Here is an 18732-nt window from a genome sequence, read left to right as displayed (position 1 = left end):
GCCGTTTTTCGTTTGCGGTGCTTGCGCATCATCCTTGGCGAATATCGGCTAGGAAGTTGTCGACTTCGCGCTGGATGTTGGTCGCCTGACTGCTGAGATCCTTGGCAGAGGTCAGCACATCATTGGAAATCTCGCCGGTCTCAATCACCACCGATTTTGCTGCCATCACGTCATCGGCGGCACGCCGGGTCGTGTCGTTGGCCGCCTGGGCGTTCTGGGTGATTTCATGGGTGGCGGATGCCTGCTGTTCCACAGCACTCGAAAGGGCCGAGGTGATGTTATCAAGCTCGTTGATCGATGCGGTGATCGCACCGATTTCATCTGATGCACTTTGCGTGGCGTTTTGAACCGCCTTGATCCGTGCGCTGATATCGGCTGTTGCCTTTGCCGTTTGATCGGCCAGATGTTTGACCTCGTTGGCGACAACCGCAAATCCCTTGCCGGCATCACCGGCACGGGCAGCCTCGATCGTGGCGTTGAGTGCCAGCATGTTTGTCTGTTCGGCAATGTCGGAAATCAGGGTCACAACATCACCGATTTCATCGGCCAGTTTGTTCAAAGCCTGAACGCTTTCCGCACTTTGGGTTGCACGTTCGGACGTATCACGTGAAATCCGCGTTGAATCTTCGGTTTGACGACGGATTTCACTAATTGATGCAGCCAGTTCTTCGGCTGCTGCGGCAACGGTTTCAACGCTGTGTGCCGTTGCCTGCGTTGCGCTTGCCGCACTTTCTGAACGGGATGCACTGGTCGTGCTGCGATCTGACAAGGTTTGGGCGGATTTATGCATCCCTTCGGATGCGGTTGCGATGTCTTCGGCAAGCGATTTGATCCGGCTTTCGAAGTCATTGGCCAGCGCATTCAGTGCTGCCTGACGTTCCTTGGCAGCGGCTTCACGTTGCGCTGCTTCGCGATGTTGTGCTTTGGCGACGTCAGCCGCATTGGCGCGGAAGACTTCAAGCGTCTTGCTCATTTCCGTCAGCTCGTCACGGCCATTGTCATTAATCGCAACGTCGGTATTACCTGATGCGATTTCGGCCATGGCAATGCGGATCCGTTCAAGACGCGTGATAAGACCACGGCCGACATAAACCCATGCCAAAAGCCCGGCCAGAACCAGCGATCCAATGCCAAGGGCGATCAGGATAATGCGGCCCTGCGTGATCGCTTCGGCGGACTGGACCGTGACGGCAGCTGATTGCTTGCTAGCCGCACCTGCCACACCCTGAACACCCATCTGTTCGACCGCAACCCGGACCTCATCAAGTGCAGTTGTTGCTAATTGCTGTGCGCTGATGGCTTCGCGTTTTGGTGTTACGACCGAAAGGCCGGTCAAAGTTTCAGCTGTTTTGGCAATGTCGGATGCCTCTGGTGTGTTTGCAGCAATCGCCTTGCTTGATTTTGCAACATCCGACAGACGGCTGGTTAATTGATCAAGGGTGCCAAGCGACGTTGTTGCGGCGGCCTGGTTTTGATAGCCGATGGCCAAGTTCCCGGCAGCTTCAAGACGCACCATTGTAATAAGGGCCGCCAGTTCCTTTTCCATCAGACCACTGATTGCAGACCGGCTTTGATCCTGAATGGCAGCTGATCGATCACGAAGACCGCTATCGGCGGCTTCAACGACCGGTGCGATGGCATCGCGGAATGCCTGATGGGCCGCAAAAAGTTGTTCTTTGCGTTCAGAAGCCAGTCGGGACCATGTTTCGGTTGCGCGCTGAATGGCTTCGAGTTCCTGTTTGCGCAAATCAAACAACGCACCACGGGTGATGCCCAGCCGGAAGAAATCACCCACGGGCTTCTTGAAATCCGGATTGATGGTTTCAGGGATCTTGCGATTGGCGCTGTAAAATTCGCGGAACTGATCCTTGGTCGCGTTTACGGTTTCGATGTCATTGGCGGCAATGCCCGATACCATCATCGCGTAGGCTTGGGCGATCATTGCCTTCATCTGGAAACCGTCGGAGGCGGGCAGGGTGGTGGTGTCGATTAACGTGACCAACTCGCCATATGCTTCATGCAGGCGGCCTTCCAGACCAAGGCGTGCCTTGCGGAACACCTCACTGGATTGGGTGGTTGCAGTCAGCTCGTTGCGACGGATCGAAAAGATGTTGTTGTCACCGACACCAAAGCCCAGAAGGTTTTCGGTGATGTTACCAAGCGCTTCGGAGCCGGATGCCTGACCCAGCTCGGAAAGCGTGGCACTGGTGGTGTCAAACCGGGCCTTGAGCGCGTCGATGGTTTTGGCATCAACGGCATTGGCGGCTTCGATCAGGATGCTGACCAGAAGATTGCCTTCGGCCTGAAGGGTAAGCGCCGAGCGAAGCGTGCCAACCTGATCCGTGATCAGGGTATTAAGGTTATCAGCAGCCGAGCTGATGACGTCATTGCTGCCATCAATCAATTCACGGTTGGCTGTTGTGACCTTGCCTTCGATGGTTTTCAGGAACCCGTCATGCTGGCTGCGCAAGTCCGTAATTGCGCCATCGACCTTGGTGTCAAATTCCTTGCGGCTTGCCGAAGCATCAATCAGCGATGTCAGGTCCGGACCAAGTGTTTTGGCCGTTTCTGCAAGTGGCGAGTTCTTGGTTGCCTCGGTCAGGTCCGTCATCCGACTTTTGGCCGTCGCGGAAAGGGCACTGATATCGGCGTTCGGGTTGGTTGCCATCTCGGATGCAAGAACTGCGATGGCGCTGCTTTCTTCTGCTGCGCGCAGGGCCTGTGCGACCGAAGATGTTTTGGTCACGGTATCAAGGGCGGAGCTGATCCGTTCAATCGATACGATGCCGACAATGGCTGCAATCGCGGTCATGGCTGCGATCGCGCCAAAGGAAGCGCCGAGCTTGAAGCGAATGCCAAGGCCCTTGGTTTCTGAATTGGTTTTTGAGGTCGCCTTTTTCGTGGTCGTCATGGACCGTTCTCCCTAACTACGTGAAAATATTGTGGTTTTCACGTGGATTTATGATCGACCGACTTCTTTGTGTCCGGTTCGATAATCTGTGCGTCTAAACGTTTTGAAAAAGCGTGGATCGGGAAATGATTGGGTGAGGGGCATGGTGAGATACCCCGGATAAAAGAATGGCGGGTGGCCCCCAGAACCACCCGCCAGTCAGATCAGATCCGCAACTCGGTGTCCGGGTCAAACAGACTGATCTGAGACATATCGGCCGAGAACGTCATGCTCTCGCCCGGCGTCGGTGCCCGGTCAGGACGGACACGTGCGACGATTTCTTTGCCGGCAATTTCGATCACCGTCATGGTGTCGGCACCGGTCGGCTCAATGACTTCGACCTTGCTGTCGAAATTGACATACTGGCTGCCAGCTTCGCCCGAACCGGTACGCTCGTGTGTAAGGGCTTCAGGACGGATACCAAAGACAACCTTTTTGCCGACATAACCACGATAGCTTTCCGGCGCCTGGAACAGCGGAAGGACAATCGGGCTGCCTGAACGTTCGATGGTGACTGCAAGCTGACCGTTCTCATCGGTCAGGGTTGCATCCACGAAGTTCATCGACGGAGAACCGATGAAGCCTGCAACAAACATGTTGTTGGGGCGTTCATAGATGTTCTGCGGGGTATCGAACTGCTGCAAGATACCGTCTTTCATGACTGCGATACGCGAAGCCAAGGTCATGGCTTCGATCTGATCGTGGGTCACGTAAACGATGGTCGAGCCAAGACGCTGATGCAGCTTCTTGATTTCGGTCCGCATGTCGACGCGCAGTTTCGCATCAAGGTTCGAAAGCGGTTCGTCAAACAGGAAGATATCCGGATCACGAACAAGCGCACGGCCCATGGCAACACGCTGACGCTGACCACCCGAAAGCTGGGACGGCTTACGATCCAGCAGCGGTTCGATCTGAAGCAGTTTGGCGACATCGGCAACAGCCTTGTCACGTTCCTGTGCAGATACGCCGCGAATTTCCAAACCAAAGGTGATGTTCTTGCGAACAGTCATGTTCGGGTAAAGCGCATAGGACTGGAACACCATGGCGATGTTACGGTCTTTGGGATGCACGTCGTTAATAACGCGATCGCCGATGCGGATTTCACCGTCAGTGGCCGTTTCCAGACCTGCAATCAGGTTCAGAAGGGTCGATTTACCGCAACCTGACGGACCGACAAGGACGAGAAACTCGCCATCTTCAATCGCCAGATTGATTTCCTTGAGAACTTCGACAGGGCCAAAGGCCTTGCGAACTTTATCGAGGGTGAGTGATGCCATTTGCTTATCCCTTCACCGAACCGGCGGTCAGGCCGCGGACGAAGTATTTGCCTGCGAGGACATAAACCAGCAGCGTCGGGAGACCGGTCAGCAGGGCTGCCGCCATATCAACGTTGTACTGTTTCACGCCAGTCGTGGTGTTGACGATATTGTTAAGTGCGACGGTCATTGGGGCGTTGTCGCCAGAAGCGAAGGACGCGCCAAAGAGGAAGTCGTTCCAGATCTGGGTGAACTGCCAGATGACCGAAACCACGATGATCGGGGTCGAGATCGGCAGAATGATGCGCCAGAAAATGGTGAAGAAACCCGCACCGTCGATGGTGGCTGCTTTAACCAGTTCATCCGGGATCGAAACATAGTAGTTCCGGAAGAACAGGGTGGTGAAGCACAGGCCGTAAACCACGTGGACCATAACCAGGCCGGTTGTGGAGCTTGCAAGACCAAGCTTGCCAAGAACCTGCGACATCGGCAGCAGAACGACCTGGAACGGAATGAAGCAACCAAACAGCAGCAGGGCAAACACGATGTTCGCACCCTTGAAACGCCATTTGGTCAGAGCATAACCGTTGATCGCACCAAGGAAGGTCGAAATCAGAACGGCCGGGATGGCCATTTTGACCGAGTTCCAGAAATAGACTTTGATCCCGGTGCATTCCACGCCAACGCATGCCTCGTTCCAGGCATAGTTCCACGCATCGAACGTCACAACGCGCGGCAGGGAAATCAGCGACCCTTCACGGATCTCGTCAAGCGACTTCAACGAGGTTGAAATCATGACGATAAGCGGGAAAAGATAGTAGGCCGCAAACAGGATCAATACGAGATACAACAAGCCGCGCAGTACGGTATTTTTCCAGCCTGCGTTGTGGCTATAGGTCTGAAGATCAGCCATTTTTCTTGCCTCCACGCAGTTCGGAATAGAGGTACGGCACGATGATTGCCATGACGGTCGCCAGCATCATCATCGCACTGGCCGCGCCAACACCAAGCTGGTTGCGCTGGAATGCCATCGTGTACATGAAGGTTGCCGGAAGATCCGATGAGTAACCCGGACCACCACCCGTAAGGGCGATGACAAGGTCAAAGCTTTTAACGGCCAGGTGGGCCAGAACGACAATCGCACTCAGGAAGACCGGACGGATCGACGGGATGATAATGCCGAAATAGATACGGGGCAGGCTGGCACCATCCATATAGGCTGCGCGAATGATGTCCTGGTCGACGCCGCGCAATGCCGCAAGGAACATTGCCATAACAAAGCCCGATGCTTGCCAGACAGCAGCGATAACAACCGTGTAGATCGCCATGTCAGAATTGACCAGCCAGTCGAACTTGAAGCTCGTCCAGCCAAGATCATGCATCATGCTTTCCAGACCAAGGCCCGGATTAAGAAGCCATTTCCAGACGGTACCGGTCACAATGAAGGACAGGGCCATCGGATAAAGGAAGATCGTGCGAAGTACGCCTTCGGCGCGAATGCGCTGATCGAGAAGAACTGCCAAAAGGCACCCGATGATCAGGCAGGTCACAATAAACAGACCACCAAAAATCAGCAGGTTTTCAATGGCAACATGCCAGCGTTCCATCTGCCACAGACGTTCATACTGTCGCAGGCCTGCCCAATCCCAAACGGGAAGCATGCGCGACTTGGAAAACGCCATATAGCCGGTCCACAGGATAAACCCGTAGACGAAAAACAGGGACGCAGCAAAGGACGGAGCAACAACGATCTTGGAAAGATGACGCTGAATGCGGGCCGTCAGGTTGCTTTCGGTGCTTTGAGAAGCCCCCATACCCTTTGCCTCAAAAGTTAGATGTAGCGGGACGTAGGCCCCGGAAAATCCGGGGCCCACAAACTATTCAGACAGCAAAACTGTACTGATCAGATGAGATTAGTCTTTGGCCAGTTCAACAGCTTCGACAAGGCGAGAGACAGCTTCGTCAGACGACATGTCGGAGTTGAAGTGAGCGGTCACAACGTCAACGATCGCACCCGAAAGGTGGCCGCGAAGCGCCATGCCGTGTGCCATGGACGGAAGGAACCCGCCAGCTGCCTGAGCTGCTTCGAGGTCAGCCTCAGATTTCTTTGCGCAATCGTCGAATTTGTCGAGCGATACGCCCGAACGTGCCGGGATCGAACCTTTGAGAAGGTTGAAGGTTTCCTGGAACTTCTCACCAACGATCAGTTCAGCAAGAAGCTTCTGGCCAGCAACTTTGTCGTCGCCCGAAACGTTGAACATTGCAAAGCTGTCAACGTTGAACAGGTAACCGTTGTCAGACGGGGTTGCTGCACAGATGAAGTCTTTGCCCGGTACTTTACCAGCAGCAAGGAATTCGCCTTTTGCCCAGTCACCCATAATCTGCATGGCGGCTTCGCCATTCATGACCATTGCGGTTGCGAGGTTCCAGTCACGGCCCGGGAAGTCTGCATCGACATAACCGCGGATTTTACGCATCTGGTCGAAGACAGCCTTCATGGTGTCGGACTTCAGCGCGTCTTCGTCGAGGTCAACCAGAGCTTTCTGGAAGAATTCCGGGCCACCAAGGCCAAGAACGACGGTTTCAAACACGGTTGCGTCCTGCCACGGCTGACCACCATGTGCGACCGGCGTAATGCCAGCAGCCTGGAGTTTGTCAGCAAGAGCGTTGAACTCTTCCCAGGTGGTCGGAGCCGCTTCGGCACCAACTTTTGCCAGAAGGGTCGGGTTTGCCCAGATCCAGTCAACGCGGTGTACGTTTACCGGAACAGCAACATAGTCGCCTTCGTATTTCATAACGTCCTGGATGGCACCCGGGATTACATTGTCCCAGCCTTCAGCAGCAGCAACGTCGTTCAGATCAGCGAGTGCACCCTGTTCTGCCCAATCCTGAATAGCCGGACCTTTGAGCTGAACAGCTGCCGGTGCGTCACCGGACAGAACGCGCGAACGCAGAACAGTCATGGCTGCATCGCCGCCGCCGCCAGCAACCGGGCTATCAACCCAGGTGCCGCCGTTTGCTTCGAAATCTTCTTTAAGGGATGCGACAGCTTTTGCTTCGCCGCCCGAAGTCCACCAATGCAGAACTTCAGCGGTCGGCTCTGCATGAGCAAAGCTTGCAGTCGCGAGAGCAGAGAACGCCACACCTGTGGCGAGGATGGTTTTGCGCAGATACATTTAGGTTTCCTCCCTGGCATTTAACCATTTGCAGCAACACCATGCTGCGAGAGGCCTTTGATTGCATCCACAAAACTGTAACAGGGCGTTTCCAAAATACGAACTGAAACAATCTGTTACAAAAATGGTAAAATAGACCCTAAGTATATTGCAAAGCAGCAAAAACAATTAGGGCGTTTGCGTGCATTAAAGCTGTGACCGCGCGGAATAAATCACCAGCTATATGTGATGATTGGGCCGTTCTGACAGGGAAGTTGGGCAGCATTATGTGGAATAACCAGCCGATTATTGACTGGATCAGCAGGGAAGGTCGCCTGTTTGAGGATCCGGTTGCATTGCTTGATGGTCTGATGGCGACACTTAATGGCAATGGATTTGAAATTGCCCGCATGCGTATCGCATTACAGGCGCTGCATCCACAAGTCGCGGTTTGGTCTTATACATGGGATCGACAAACTGGCGCGCGATTGCGCGAAGTCACGCACAGCATCCATGAAAGCAATTCCTATTTCGGAAGCCCGATCGAAGAAGTGAACCTGCATGGCAAGCCGGTCCGCATCCGTCTGGCAAAGATAAATCGCGCAGACCATCATCATGTGGTTGGCGAACTGATTGATATGGGCCTGACGGATTATTACTGCACGCGTGTTACATTTAGCGGCAACCGTTGGTGCGTGCTGACAATCGCGACCGAGAACCCGGAGGGGTTTAGCGATGATGATGTTGAACGGTTTGAAGCCCTGCTTGATCAGGTCGGGCTTATTCTTGAAATCCACATCACCAAACGGATCGCCCAGTCACTTCTTGATACATATCTCGGGACTCGCACCGGGAAACGCGTGATCAATGGACAAATCCGGCGAGGGGACGGGGAAACAATCCGTGCAGCGTTGTGGTTTAGCGATGTGCGGGACTTCACGGTGCTTACCGAAACACTCTCAGCCGATCAGTTGTTACAAAGTCTGAATGCCTATTTCGAAACCGTCGAAGGGGCTGTGCGCGAGAAGGGCGGCGAAATCTTGCGCTTTGTTGGTGATGCAATGCTGATTGTCTTCGCCCAGGAAGATGGCGATACGTCTGAGACCGTGTGCGAACGTGCAGTCGCCGCCGCCCAAGAGGCGCTATCAGCCCTTGAAATAACCAATACAAACCGCGTGGCTGACAGTTTGCCGCCACTGAAGTTTGGTGTGGGACTCCATTACGGCGAGGTGATCTATGGCAATGTCGGTGGTGCGCATCGCCTTGATTTTACCGTGATGGGGGTTGCTGTTAATCGGACCGCGCGGCTCGAAACCCTGACCAAACAGATCGGAACACCGCTTTTGATGTCTGATGTTCTGGCCCGCCATATTGCGGCACCCACGGTTTATTGCGGTGAATATCCCGTCAAAGGGGTTGCCGAACCACTTAAGGTTCATGCGCTTGAAAGCGCGATGTCAACGCACAGCGAAAACCGCCAAAAAGGGTAATAATCCTGACTTTGTAAGGTGTTGAACGGGTGTGATATGTTGCGGTGCAACATTCCCGTGCGGGCATAAATCAACCGGAAATTTCCAGATTTAAACGATGATAAGCCACTCAGGGTGGTTTATTACAAGTTGATGACGGAATATATGTGACGTTTTGGAATAGATGATATGCATAGTTTGGTGGTTGAGGATCAAGTGCCATTTGGGCATATTGCATCGCGAAAGTACTGCGATGGATGCGCCAAACAGCTGGTCGCCGAAACATCAATACGGTTTCCTCGGCTGCATCCGATTTCTGTAACCTAAAGGAGGTTCAACATGTTCCTGTCCAGTATTCTTGTTGCTGTTCGCCGTTGGGCCTATGCACGCTCTGTTGCGAATGAACTTTACGGTCTTGATAAGCGCGATCTTGATGATGTCGGGATTTCCCAGTGGCAGATCAAAGACGTTGCACGTAAAGCAGCACGCGACGCGATTGCATAATGCTCGCACTACCTAGGCACCTGTAAATCGGGATTGCCAATGCGGAAGCCGGACAGAAGTCCGGCTTTTTGTGTTTCTGGGCAACAACACGTGCCGGTTCGATACCCAAACCAATCCGGACAACAGCCCCCAGCGTATCGAATGCAATACCATTGTGATTGCGAGATACGTTTGCATGCCGCTGTTCCGTCACCTGATTTTGTTGTTGCTAAGCGCCACCCAACTCCGACCGATCGCGGAGGGTCGCTAAGATGCGTCAGAAACTCTCGATTGTTTGGCTAAAACGTGATCTCCGCCTGCATGACCATGCCGCCCTGAATGCCGCGATTGCGGATGGCGTTCCGGTACTTCTTCTTTATGTGGTCGAGCCTGATTATTGGCGACTGCCGGATACATCTGCGCGCCATTGGCAATTCATTCGCGCATCGCTCCATGAACTTGCAACAGAGGCCCGAACGATGGGGCAGTTGCTTACCGTGCGTGTTGGCACTGTGGTTGATGTGCTGACCGCACTTTCCGAACAGTTTGATATCGTTGCCATCCATGCGCATGAAGAAACGGGCAATCTCTGGACATTCAAACGTGATCTGGATGTTTTGGTCTGGGGGCGGCAGAATTCCATTCCCATTCACGAACATCGCCAGTTTGCGGTTGTTCGTGGCAGGCTTGATCGCGATCATTGGCATCATGCGTGGCAGGATTTCTTTGCTACGCCACCATCTGGTCTCGCCGAGTTTGAACATCCCACGGTCAATCTTGATCCGGGTGTCATCCCGGAACAGCCTGTTCCCCAAATGGATGCGTCCTGTTCTGATCCGCAAAAGGGCGGTCGGGCGTCCGGCATTCGATTGCTTGATGGATTTCTTGGCTATCGCGGGCAACGCTATCATCGTGAAATGTCATCACCGCTAACCGCCTTTGAAAGTTGTTCGCGCCTAAGTCCGCATATTGCCTATGGCACCGTATCACTGCGCGAAATCATTCATGGGGTGCGTGCGCGTCGGCGCGATATCTATGCGTTGCCTGCCAGTGAACGACCCAAAGGGTTTCTATCAGCGCTCAAGGCCTATGAAAGTCGGCTACACTGGCATTGCCATTTTGTGCAAAAACTTGAAACCACGCCGGAAATCGAGATCGAAAATCTGCATCCGGCCTATGACGGTTTGCGACCCGATAATCCAAATGATCAGGGGCTTCTGGCGTGGGCAGCGGGGAAAACCGGCTTTCCGTTTATTGATGCTTGTATGCGCGCCCTTGATCACACCGGCTGGATCAATTTTCGTATGCGCGCGATGCTGACCGCCTTTGTCAGTTATCAGCTTTGGCAACATTGGCGATCTCCGTCGCTGCATCTGGCGCGCCAGTTCGTCGATTACGAACCGGGCATTCATTATCCGCAAATCCAGATGCAATCGGGGACAACCGGGATCAATACGCCACGCATCTATAACCCGGTCAAACAGTCCCATGATCAAGACCCGAACGGGGAGTTCATCCGCCGTTGGGTGCCAGAGCTTCGTTCAGTCCCAGACGAGTTCATTCATGAACCGTGGCGTCTGGCCCCGATTGAACAAATTGATCTGGGGTTGGAGATTGGCAAACACTATCCCGCACCGATCATTGACCATATGGCGGCCGCCCGCCACGCCAGAACAGAAATCTGGGCCATTCGCAAAAGCGATAATTTCCGCGATCAGGCGCAGCAGATCGTCGTTGCGCATGGCAGTCGGACCTTCAAACAAAAACGCCCGCCCGCCGGTGCAGACAAAGCCAACAAGCAGATTGCCTTTGATTTCTGATGCCTAGAACAAGCTGGTCTGTGCCGGTTTGGCAGCAAGCTTGCCGTTATCAAGCTTGGTCAGGAAATGTTCGGCCTGCGCGATCAGTTCGCGCTTATTGTCATCTTTCATCCGTGCCCAATTGCGATACGGCATGCCAAGTCTCGGGTTCTTGCCAAGCTGATCGGCATTACGATCAAGAAAATGCCAATAAAGCGCGTTATAGGGGCAAGCATCTGTTCCGCTATTCTTGCGCGGATTGAACTGACAGCCCTGACAATAATCAGACATCCGGTCGATATATTTGCCACTGGCTGCATAGGGTTTGGACGCCATCTTGCCGCCATCGGCATAAAGCGCCATGCCAAAGGTGTTGGGAAGCTCCACCCATTCAAAGGCATCAATATAGACTGCCAGATACCAGTCACACACGGCCTTTGGATCAAGGCCTGCCAGCAACGCGAAATTACCGATCACCATCAAACGCTGAATGTGGTGTGCATAGGCATGATCAAGCGTTTCGCCAATCGCCTGTTTCAGACAGTTCATTGACACGTCCCCATCCCAGAAAAACTCGGGCAGGGGGCGTTTGGCGTCAAAATGGTTATCGGATCCATAGCTGTCGCCCATGAACCAGTAAAGCCCGCGGACATATTCACGCCAGCCAAGGATTTGGCGAATAAACCCTTCAACCGCGTTTAAGGGCGCCTTGCCATCATAATAGGCCTTCTCTGCCGCCCGGCAGACTTCATTGGGCAGCAGAAGGCCAACATTGATATAGGGGCTGATCAAGGAGTGATAGACCGTCGCACTTCGTACTGTCATCGCATCCTGATAGTCGCCAAATCTGGGCAATCGATGGGTGATGAAGTGATCAAGCGCGATCAGCGCATCGTCCCGCGTTACCGCCCAGCCAAAGGACGCCACACTGCCCAAGGCATCGGGGAAATCATCATGGGCGTGATCAAGAAGATCCCGGGTCGTCGCATCCGGGGTGAATGATTTCGGGGCAGGCGGCGTAATGTCATCAGGCAGGCGTTTGCGGTTATCGTGATCAAAGTTCCATTGACCACCGACCGGCTTTCCTTCGGGTTCCATCAATATGCCGGTCTTGCGGCGAAGCCCGCGATAGAAATACTCCATTCGGAGTTCCTTGCGGTTTTCCGCGAATTCCGCAAACTCGGAAAGTGGTGCAAAGAAACGATCATCCGGGCGAACTTCAACTGATACATCAAGTTTGGCGGCCCATGCATCGATCTCTGCCTTGACGCGCCATTCACCGGATTCTGTGATGATGACCTGCTTAATGCTGTGCTGTTTTAGCGATGCTTGCAGGGCATCGGTGAAGCTTCGTGTCGGACGGGATTGGTAATCGAAATAGTCGACGCTAAATCCGCGTTCGCGCAGTTCATCAGCGAAAAGGCGCATGGCTGAGAGGATCATGACGATCTTTTGACGGTGATGGGGCACATAGGTTGCCTCATCAGCGGGTTCTGCCATGACGATCAGATCCGTTGTTGGATCTGCGTCCGCAAGGCTTGAGACCGCGTGGGTCAGCTGATCGCCAAGGATAAATCGGATGGTGTTAAAGCGCGACATTATGATGTGTATCAGTTGGTTGTACGTATCTGACGAGTTGTACGAAATGATCCGCGCAAAGGATCGCAGCCGGGTGGATTTTTGATGAAGCGATTTTCATTCTCAGGCGTTTTGCTGCGAATGATTTTTACTCATTCCGTCTGAATGGTGAATTTCAAAAAAATCGCCTAAATTATTGATAATGGTAATCAAAGGCGCGTTTTTCCCTTGAAACCAACCGGTGGCAATCCCACAATTTGGGTAGCCCAACCCATCAGGAGAGCCATGATGAAAGGTGATCCGAAGATCATCACATATCTTAATCGCATTCTGACCAACCAGTTGACTGCGATTAACCAGTATTTCCTGCATGCCCGAATGCTGCGCGACTGGGGCGTCGAAGAAATGGGTGAGTACGAATACAAACTTTCCATCAAGGAAATGAAACGTGCCGATGACACCATCGAACGTATTCTGTTTCTTGAAGGTCTGCCCAATCTTCAGAACCTCAATAAATTGATGATCGGCGAGAACGTCGAAGAAATCGTCAAATGCGACATGAAGTTCGAACTGGCTTCATTACCGCTGCTGCGCGAAGCAATTACGGCCTGCGAAAAGGCCGAGGATTTTGTCACCCGCGATCTGCTGGTGAAATTCCTTGAAGATCAGGAAGAGCACGTTGACTGGCTTGAGACCGAAGAATGGCAACTCGAGAATGTCGGCCTGCAGAACTATATCCAGAGCCGTTCAGGCGACGGCGATTAATCAGATCAGGAGCTTTACGCCATGAAGGGTAGCAAGAAGGTTATCGCCGCACTGAACAAGCAGCTTACGGCTGAGCTGTCGGCGGCTGACCAGTACAACACCCATGCAGAAATGTATGCCGACTGGGGTCTGCATTCACTCTATGAACGCATGCATCACGAAAAGGACGAAGAGCTTGAACACGCAAAGCGTTTGATCGAGCGTATTCTGTTCCTTGAAGGTGTTCCTGACACCGCATCGCGCGAGCCGATCAAGATCGGAAAAACCGTGCCGGAGATGATGAAAAACGATCTCGAGCACGAATATCACGTCATTAATCTTCTGAAAAAGGCGATCAAGATTGCCGAAGCAGAAGATGATTTCCAGACCCGCCAGATGCTGGTCGGCCTGCTTGATGATAGCGAAGAAGATCACGCATACTGGATCGAACAGCAGATCCGTCTGATCGAAATGATGGGCTTGCCAAACTATATTCAGTTCCGCGCAGCGGGCGAACCCAACCCGCATGGCTGATCGCCGATCACGATTTTTCAAAAGCCCCGGCATTGTCCGGGGCTTTTTTGTTAAAAATCAAGGCGATAATTCTGTTTCGCGATGGTGGCAGTTTTTGCCTTGACCTTCCAGTTGCTGGAAGGTCTATCTTGATCCATATCTTGTGATAACCCCTTTTATTGAGGTCAGTGATATGGATAGCCGTACAGAACAGTATGACACCGCATCAGGCGGTGGGGCATCCGCGCAGCCAACTGCCAACACCCGTGAAGTCACCCTTCAGATTGAAGGCATGACCTGTGCCAATTGTGCTGGTCGCGTTGAAAAGGCGATCGCCGGTCTGGACGGTGTTTCTGATGTGACCGTGAACTTTGCACTGAACAATGCAAATGTGCATTTCGACGACAGCAAACTTGATACGTCCAAAATCGCCGATGCGGTGACGGATTCAGGTTATACCGTTGTCACTAACCAGCTTTCCTTCGATGTTGATGGCATGACCTGCGCGAACTGCGCGCTGCGTGTTGAAAAGGCCTTGGCAGGTTTGCCGGACGTGACGACAGCAAGTGTCAATTTTGCCCTTGAACGTGCCGATATTTCGGCGCTTTCGGGCAAGGTGAATGATGCTGTCGTGATCAAGGCGATCGAGGATGCTGGCTATCATGCGACGTCACGCAACAAAGTGACATCCGACGATGACAGCGCCGAAGAAGCCGCGCGTAGTGCAAGAAAACAGGATAAATCGCTAATCCTTCTGGGGATCTCTGCACTTTTGACTGCTCCGCTGGTTCTGCAGATGGTCTGGATGAACCTTGGTGTGTCTTATCATCTTCCGGCGTGGCTTGAGCTTGTTCTGGCGACACCTGTGCAATTCTATATCGGTGCGCGTTTCTATAAGGGGGCTTATGCCGCCCTTCGTCATCGCAGTGCCAATATGGATGTGCTGGTCGCGCTTGGGACCTCAGCGGCTTATTTCTTGAGCCTTTATAACGTTGTGATGACTGATGCTGGCCAGATGCATCTTTATTTCGAAGCATCTGCTGCGATCATTACCCTGATCCTTGCCGGTAAAATTATGGAAGAGCGCGCCAAACGCGGTGCGTCGGCGGCCATCCGTGAATTGATGGCATTGCGCCCGCGCCGTGCACGCAAAGTTGTCGCAGGCGAGGGCGAACAGGATGTCGCAATCGAAAGCCTGAAAGTGGGTGACATCGTCCGTGTCCTGCCTGGCGAACGTGTTCCGGTCGATGGTACCGTGCAGGCAGGCGAAAGCGAACTTGATGAAAGTCTGATCACGGGTGAAACCCGACCGGTTGCACGTGTCCGCGGTGATGACGTGGTTGGCGGTGCGGTGAACGGTACCGGTCGTCTTGATATCGAAGTCCGTGCTGTCGGTGATGATACCACTTTGTCACGCATCATTCGTCTGGTGGAAAAGGCGCAAACCGGCAAGGCACCGGTTCAGAAACTGGTTGATCGTGTGTCTGCCGTCTTTGTGCCGATCGTTGTCGGTATTGCCATTGTCACCATGATTGGATGGTTGCTGGCTGGCTTTGATCTTGAGGCGTCGATAGTTGCGGCTGTGTCCGTCCTTGTGATTGCGTGTCCTTGTGCGCTGGGGCTGGCAACGCCAACTGCCTTGGTCGCCGGTACAGGCAGTGCCGCGCGCAACGGTATTCTGATCCGCAATTTTGAAGCCCTTGAACAGGCGCACAACGTTGATACCGTCATCTTTGATAAGACCGGCACACTGACCGAAGGTACCCCGACGGTGCGTGACGTTTGCCCGGTGGACGGTATTGAGCGTAAAGACTTCCTGCGTCTGACTGCAGCCGTTCAGGCCGCAAGTGAGCACCCCTTGGCCCGTGCCGTTGTGTCACTTGCCAAGGAAGAAGGTGTCTCGTTGCCCGAGATCGATAATTTCAAAGGCAAAACCGGTGCTGGTGTCATGGCCGAGACCGAAGGCCGCAAGATTGCCATTGGCAGTGAGGCGTTGCTCAGCGATCTGGAAATTGCCGGTCCGTCAGAAGACTTTGCCAAGGATATCAAAAAGCATGAGGGCGAAGGCCGCACCGTTATTCTGGTTGCGATTGATGGCAAGTTTGCCGGTTACTTGACCCTTGAAGACCGCATTCGTGCCAATGCCAAACAGGCGATTGCTGATCTTAAGGCACGCGGTATTTCATCGATCATGCTTTCGGGTGACAGTCAGGATGTGGCAAGCCACGTTGCCCGTGAACTTGGTCTTGAGCGCGGGGAAGGTCGCATTCGTCCGCAGGATAAGGCGCTTGAAGTTGAAAAACTGCGCAAGCAGGGCCGTCGTGTCGCGATGGTTGGCGATGGCATCAATGATGCACCTGCCTTGGCGGCAGCCGATGTCGGAATTGCCATGGGCGGTGGAACCGACGTTGCCATGGAAACGGCCGGTATTACGCTGATGCGTTCTGACCCGGCGCTGGTTTCTGCCGCAATTGATATTTCCATCGCCACCCGTCGTAAAATCGCGCAGAACCTGTTTTGGGCATTTGCCTATAACGTGGTTGGCGTGCCGTTGGCAGCGTTCGGCGTGCTGAGCCCGGCGATCGCCGGGGCGGCGATGGCGTTGAGCTCGGTTTCAGTCGTTGGTAACTCGCTGACGCTGCGGCGTTGGAAAGTCCGGAAGTAGGAGAAGGCGATGAATATTTCTGATGCTGCTGTCGAAAGCGGTCTTCCGGCCAAGACCATCCGCTATTACGAGGATATCGGTTTGGTATCGCCGGGGCGATTGGCAAACGGGTATCGTGACTATGGCGAGAACGATCTGCATAAGTTGCGGTTTTTGCAACGCGCGCGGGGGCTTGGTTTTTCGGTCGAGGAATGCCGGGTTTTGTTGTCACTTTATGAGGATCGCAACCGTGCGTCGGCCGATGTAAAACAAATTGCCCAGACCCACTTGGTCGAAATCGAACGCAAGATTGCGGAGCTCCAAAGCTTGCAAAAGACATTGTCGGAACTGGTTCATGCCTGTCATGGCGATGATCGTCCGCATTGTCCGATTATTAACGATCTGGCACGCTAATACACAGCGCCAACAAAAAGCAGAGAGAGAAAAGTGCAAAACAAAGGCGTTATGGTAATCGGAGCCGCGATCGGTGGGGCGATCATGTATGGCATCATTTCATTCTTCGGGCCCGGTTCACCCGACACGTTCGATGAAAAGAATATCCAGCTTCGTGCCGATGATCTGAAAATCGTTGCCTATGGCAAGAAGGTCTATGACGAAAACTGTGCGTCCTGCCACGGTGTAGATTTGGCTGGTGAAGCCAATTGGCGCGAACGAAATGCAGATGGTCTTTTGCCCGCGCCGCCGCATGATGAAACCGGCCATACATGGCATCACCCGGATGCGGTTTTGTTTGCACTGACCAAATATGGCCCGGCCAAGATGGCAGGTGATGGGTATAAATCGGCCATGCCGGGTTTCGAGGACATATTGCCCGATACCGATATTCTTGCCAGCCTGTCTTACATCAAAAGCCGCTGGTCAAAGGAAATTCAGGAACGCCACGACCAGATCAACCAATCTGCCGCGCAATAGGATTGCTACAAGGTCGGAACGACAAAAGAAAAGGCCGCATCGGATATTCCTGATACGGCCTTTTGTAATTGATCGATCAAATGCCTATCGGTTGCGCGGCAGTGTAATGCGCACCGTGGTGCCTTTTCCAAGAGCACTTTCGATGCTCATATGGCCGCCATGCAGTTCGACCAGAAGTTTCGCCAGTGGCAAGCCAAGGCCGGTACCGGCACTTTCCTTAACCCCGGATGGATGCAACTGCGAGAAGCGCGCCAAGGCACGGGGAATGTCGTTCGGACTTATGCCAACGCCGTTATCTTCGATGGCGATGGTGATGTCCTCAAGAGTCATCGATAGGCTGACATTGATCTTGCCGTGATCCGGGGTGAATTTTGCAGCGTTGCTCAGGATATTGATCAGGATCTGTTTAAGCTTCAGCTTGTCACAACGCAGCGAAACAGCTTCGCGCGGCAGATCAAGATGAAGATTATGTCCACGACGTTTGATATCGTCGCGCACAAGCTTTGTGGTCTCGGTAATGACTGTCGGAAGATCAATCTCTTCTTCTTGCAGGGTCATTGAACCCGCAGAGAGTTTTGAGACATCAAGAACGTTGTTTACGAGCTCAAGCAGATGCTTACCGGCTTCATAGACGTCACGCCCGCAATCGCGATAGCCTTCTGACAGTTCACCAAGAACACCTTGGGCAATCAGTTCGGAGTTCCCGATGATCGCGTTTAGCGGTGTGCGCAGTTCATGACCCATATTGGCGATGAAGTCGGATTTCGATGCATTGGCGTCGGACTGATTGCGGTTTTGTTCCATCAGACTACGTTCAGCCTGTTGCTGGCGATCATTTTCCAGCAGCGTCATCAGGACAGCCGTGCGGGTCTCGTTATTCTGGAAATATTCAAGCGGCGCAATTGACAGATCACAGACATGATTTTCCTTGGACGCGCCAACAAGAATGATGTCGCCCCGCCAAGTCCGGCCAGAGGAAAAGACATCTTCAATGTCGTTCATCAGGCCCTTGGAGATAAAGCCTGCCTTGCGTCCCATCATCCGTTCGCGGGTAACACCGATCAGTCTTGCAATGGCTTCGTTACATTGCAGGACAAGACCGGTACGGTCGCAAATAACCGCCGCATATGGAAGGGCGTTTAGCACAACCTGATCGGCCAATGGTACGCTGGTTGTACCAATCGGAGTATTGGTAGTCATGTCAGCCC

General features: G+C 53.3%; 15 protein-coding genes. 8 read left to right on the top strand and 7 right to left on the bottom strand.

Going from position 1 to position 18732, the window contains the following annotated elements; all coding sequences use genetic code 11:
• Positions 1-28: 28 nt before the first annotated feature.
• The 5 genes from ACMZ66_RS04370 to ACMZ66_RS04350 all read right to left on the bottom strand — a co-directional run bounded on the left by ACMZ66_RS04370 (position 29) and on the right by ACMZ66_RS04350 (position 7382).
• Entirely contained in the window at positions 29-2911 is a 2883-nt protein-coding gene (locus tag ACMZ66_RS04370) for a methyl-accepting chemotaxis protein (RefSeq protein ID WP_416934789.1), read from the bottom strand.
• Positions 2912-3114: 203 nt separating this feature from the next.
• Entirely contained in the window at positions 3115-4227 is a 1113-nt protein-coding gene (locus tag ACMZ66_RS04365; protein WP_416934787.1) for an ABC transporter ATP-binding protein, read from the bottom strand.
• 4 nt (positions 4228-4231) lie between these two features.
• A complete protein-coding gene (locus ACMZ66_RS04360) occupies positions 4232-5119 on the bottom strand; it encodes a carbohydrate ABC transporter permease (protein WP_416934785.1) in 888 nt (295 codons plus the stop codon).
• Entirely contained in the window at positions 5112-6020 is a 909-nt protein-coding gene (locus ACMZ66_RS04355) for a carbohydrate ABC transporter permease (RefSeq protein ID WP_416934783.1), read from the bottom strand. Before ACMZ66_RS04355 ends, ACMZ66_RS04360 begins: the two co-directional genes overlap by 8 nt.
• A gap of 99 nt (positions 6021-6119) precedes the next feature.
• Positions 6120-7382 carry an ABC transporter substrate-binding protein gene (locus ACMZ66_RS04350; protein ID WP_416934781.1) on the bottom strand — a complete coding sequence of 421 codons (1263 nt, stop codon included), beginning with the start codon at positions 7380-7382 and terminating at the stop codon, positions 6120-6122.
• A gap of 266 nt (positions 7383-7648) precedes the next feature.
• On the opposite strand from ACMZ66_RS04350, the gene ACMZ66_RS04345 reads away from it, so the two are divergent.
• From ACMZ66_RS04345 to ACMZ66_RS04335, 3 genes are all read left to right on the top strand, one after another.
• Positions 7649-8851, top strand: coding sequence for an adenylate/guanylate cyclase domain-containing protein (locus ACMZ66_RS04345; RefSeq protein WP_416934779.1), 1203 nt, complete (start codon positions 7649-7651; stop codon positions 8849-8851).
• Between the two features lie 318 nt (positions 8852-9169).
• Positions 9170-9334: a DUF1127 domain-containing protein gene (locus ACMZ66_RS04340; RefSeq protein WP_008891829.1), complete on the top strand. Its 165-nt coding sequence runs from the start codon at positions 9170-9172 to the stop codon at positions 9332-9334.
• 251 nt (positions 9335-9585) lie between these two features.
• The gene (locus tag ACMZ66_RS04335) at positions 9586-11133 is read left to right on the top strand and encodes a deoxyribodipyrimidine photo-lyase/cryptochrome family protein (protein ID WP_416934777.1); all 1548 of its coding nucleotides are present in this window, start codon (positions 9586-9588) and stop codon (positions 11131-11133) included.
• 3 nt (positions 11134-11136) lie between these two features.
• Here the strand turns inward: ACMZ66_RS04335 and ACMZ66_RS04330 are convergent, their stop codons facing one another.
• Positions 11137-12711 (bottom strand): cryptochrome/photolyase family protein, encoded by a 1575-nt coding sequence (locus ACMZ66_RS04330; protein WP_416934775.1) that lies wholly within the window; start codon positions 12709-12711, stop codon positions 11137-11139.
• Positions 12712-12978: 267 nt separating this feature from the next.
• Between ACMZ66_RS04330 and bfr (ACMZ66_RS04325) the strand changes: the two genes are divergently transcribed.
• The 5 genes from bfr (ACMZ66_RS04325) (at position 12979) to ACMZ66_RS04305 (ending at position 17524) form a co-directional block, all read left to right on the top strand.
• Positions 12979-13455 carry a bacterioferritin gene (bfr, locus tag ACMZ66_RS04325; protein WP_416935622.1) on the top strand — a complete coding sequence of 159 codons (477 nt, stop codon included), beginning with the start codon at positions 12979-12981 and terminating at the stop codon, positions 13453-13455.
• A gap of 21 nt (positions 13456-13476) precedes the next feature.
• Entirely contained in the window at positions 13477-13968 is a 492-nt protein-coding gene (bfr, locus tag ACMZ66_RS04320; RefSeq protein WP_033069834.1) for a bacterioferritin, read from the top strand.
• A 172-nt stretch (positions 13969-14140) separates the two neighbouring features.
• Positions 14141-16612 carry a heavy metal translocating P-type ATPase gene (locus ACMZ66_RS04315; RefSeq protein ID WP_416934772.1) on the top strand — a complete coding sequence of 824 codons (2472 nt, stop codon included), beginning with the start codon at positions 14141-14143 and terminating at the stop codon, positions 16610-16612.
• A gap of 9 nt (positions 16613-16621) precedes the next feature.
• Positions 16622-17005: a Cu(I)-responsive transcriptional regulator gene (cueR, locus tag ACMZ66_RS04310; protein WP_416934770.1), complete on the top strand. Its 384-nt coding sequence runs from the start codon at positions 16622-16624 to the stop codon at positions 17003-17005.
• Positions 17006-17056: 51 nt separating this feature from the next.
• Positions 17057-17524: a c-type cytochrome gene (locus ACMZ66_RS04305; protein WP_416934768.1), complete on the top strand. Its 468-nt coding sequence runs from the start codon at positions 17057-17059 to the stop codon at positions 17522-17524.
• A gap of 84 nt (positions 17525-17608) precedes the next feature.
• On the opposite strand, the gene ACMZ66_RS04300 is transcribed toward ACMZ66_RS04305, so the two are convergent.
• The gene (locus ACMZ66_RS04300; RefSeq protein WP_416934766.1) at positions 17609-18724 is read right to left on the bottom strand and encodes an ATP-binding protein; all 1116 of its coding nucleotides are present in this window, start codon (positions 18722-18724) and stop codon (positions 17609-17611) included.
• Between the last annotated feature and the right edge of the window lie 8 nt (positions 18725-18732).

Source organism: Thalassospira sp. (assembly GCF_048059015.1).
Classification (GTDB): Bacteria; Pseudomonadota; Alphaproteobacteria; order Rhodospirillales; family Thalassospiraceae; genus Thalassospira.
This window is presented reverse-complemented; position numbering and strand designations above follow the sequence as displayed.

What these genes read in the sequence shown, in the direction of transcription:
- ACMZ66_RS04370 (WP_416934789.1), bottom strand. Translation starts at nt 2,911, where the DNA reads ATGACGACCACGAAAAAGGCGACCTCAAAAACCAATTCAGAAACCAAG.
- ACMZ66_RS04365 (WP_416934787.1), bottom strand. Translation starts at nt 4,227, where the DNA reads ATGGCATCACTCACCCTCGATAAAGTTCGCAAGGCCTTTGGCCCTGTC.
- ACMZ66_RS04360 (WP_416934785.1), bottom strand. Translation starts at nt 5,119, where the DNA reads ATGGCTGATCTTCAGACCTATAGCCACAACGCAGGCTGGAAAAATACC.
- ACMZ66_RS04355 (WP_416934783.1), bottom strand. Translation starts at nt 6,020, where the DNA reads ATGGGGGCTTCTCAAAGCACCGAAAGCAACCTGACGGCCCGCATTCAG.
- ACMZ66_RS04350 (WP_416934781.1), bottom strand. Translation starts at nt 7,382, where the DNA reads ATGTATCTGCGCAAAACCATCCTCGCCACAGGTGTGGCGTTCTCTGCT.
- ACMZ66_RS04345 (WP_416934779.1), top strand. Translation starts at nt 7,649, where the DNA reads ATGTGGAATAACCAGCCGATTATTGACTGGATCAGCAGGGAAGGTCGC.
- ACMZ66_RS04340 (WP_008891829.1), top strand. Translation starts at nt 9,170, where the DNA reads ATGTTCCTGTCCAGTATTCTTGTTGCTGTTCGCCGTTGGGCCTATGCA.
- ACMZ66_RS04335 (WP_416934777.1), top strand. Translation starts at nt 9,586, where the DNA reads ATGCGTCAGAAACTCTCGATTGTTTGGCTAAAACGTGATCTCCGCCTG.
- ACMZ66_RS04330 (WP_416934775.1), bottom strand. Translation starts at nt 12,711, where the DNA reads ATGTCGCGCTTTAACACCATCCGATTTATCCTTGGCGATCAGCTGACC.
- bfr (WP_416935622.1), top strand. Translation starts at nt 12,979, where the DNA reads ATGAAAGGTGATCCGAAGATCATCACATATCTTAATCGCATTCTGACC.
- bfr (WP_033069834.1), top strand. Translation starts at nt 13,477, where the DNA reads ATGAAGGGTAGCAAGAAGGTTATCGCCGCACTGAACAAGCAGCTTACG.
- ACMZ66_RS04315 (WP_416934772.1), top strand. Translation starts at nt 14,141, where the DNA reads ATGGATAGCCGTACAGAACAGTATGACACCGCATCAGGCGGTGGGGCA.
- cueR (WP_416934770.1), top strand. Translation starts at nt 16,622, where the DNA reads ATGAATATTTCTGATGCTGCTGTCGAAAGCGGTCTTCCGGCCAAGACC.
- ACMZ66_RS04305 (WP_416934768.1), top strand. Translation starts at nt 17,057, where the DNA reads ATGGTAATCGGAGCCGCGATCGGTGGGGCGATCATGTATGGCATCATT.
- ACMZ66_RS04300 (WP_416934766.1), bottom strand. Translation starts at nt 18,724, where the DNA reads ATGACTACCAATACTCCGATTGGTACAACCAGCGTACCATTGGCCGAT.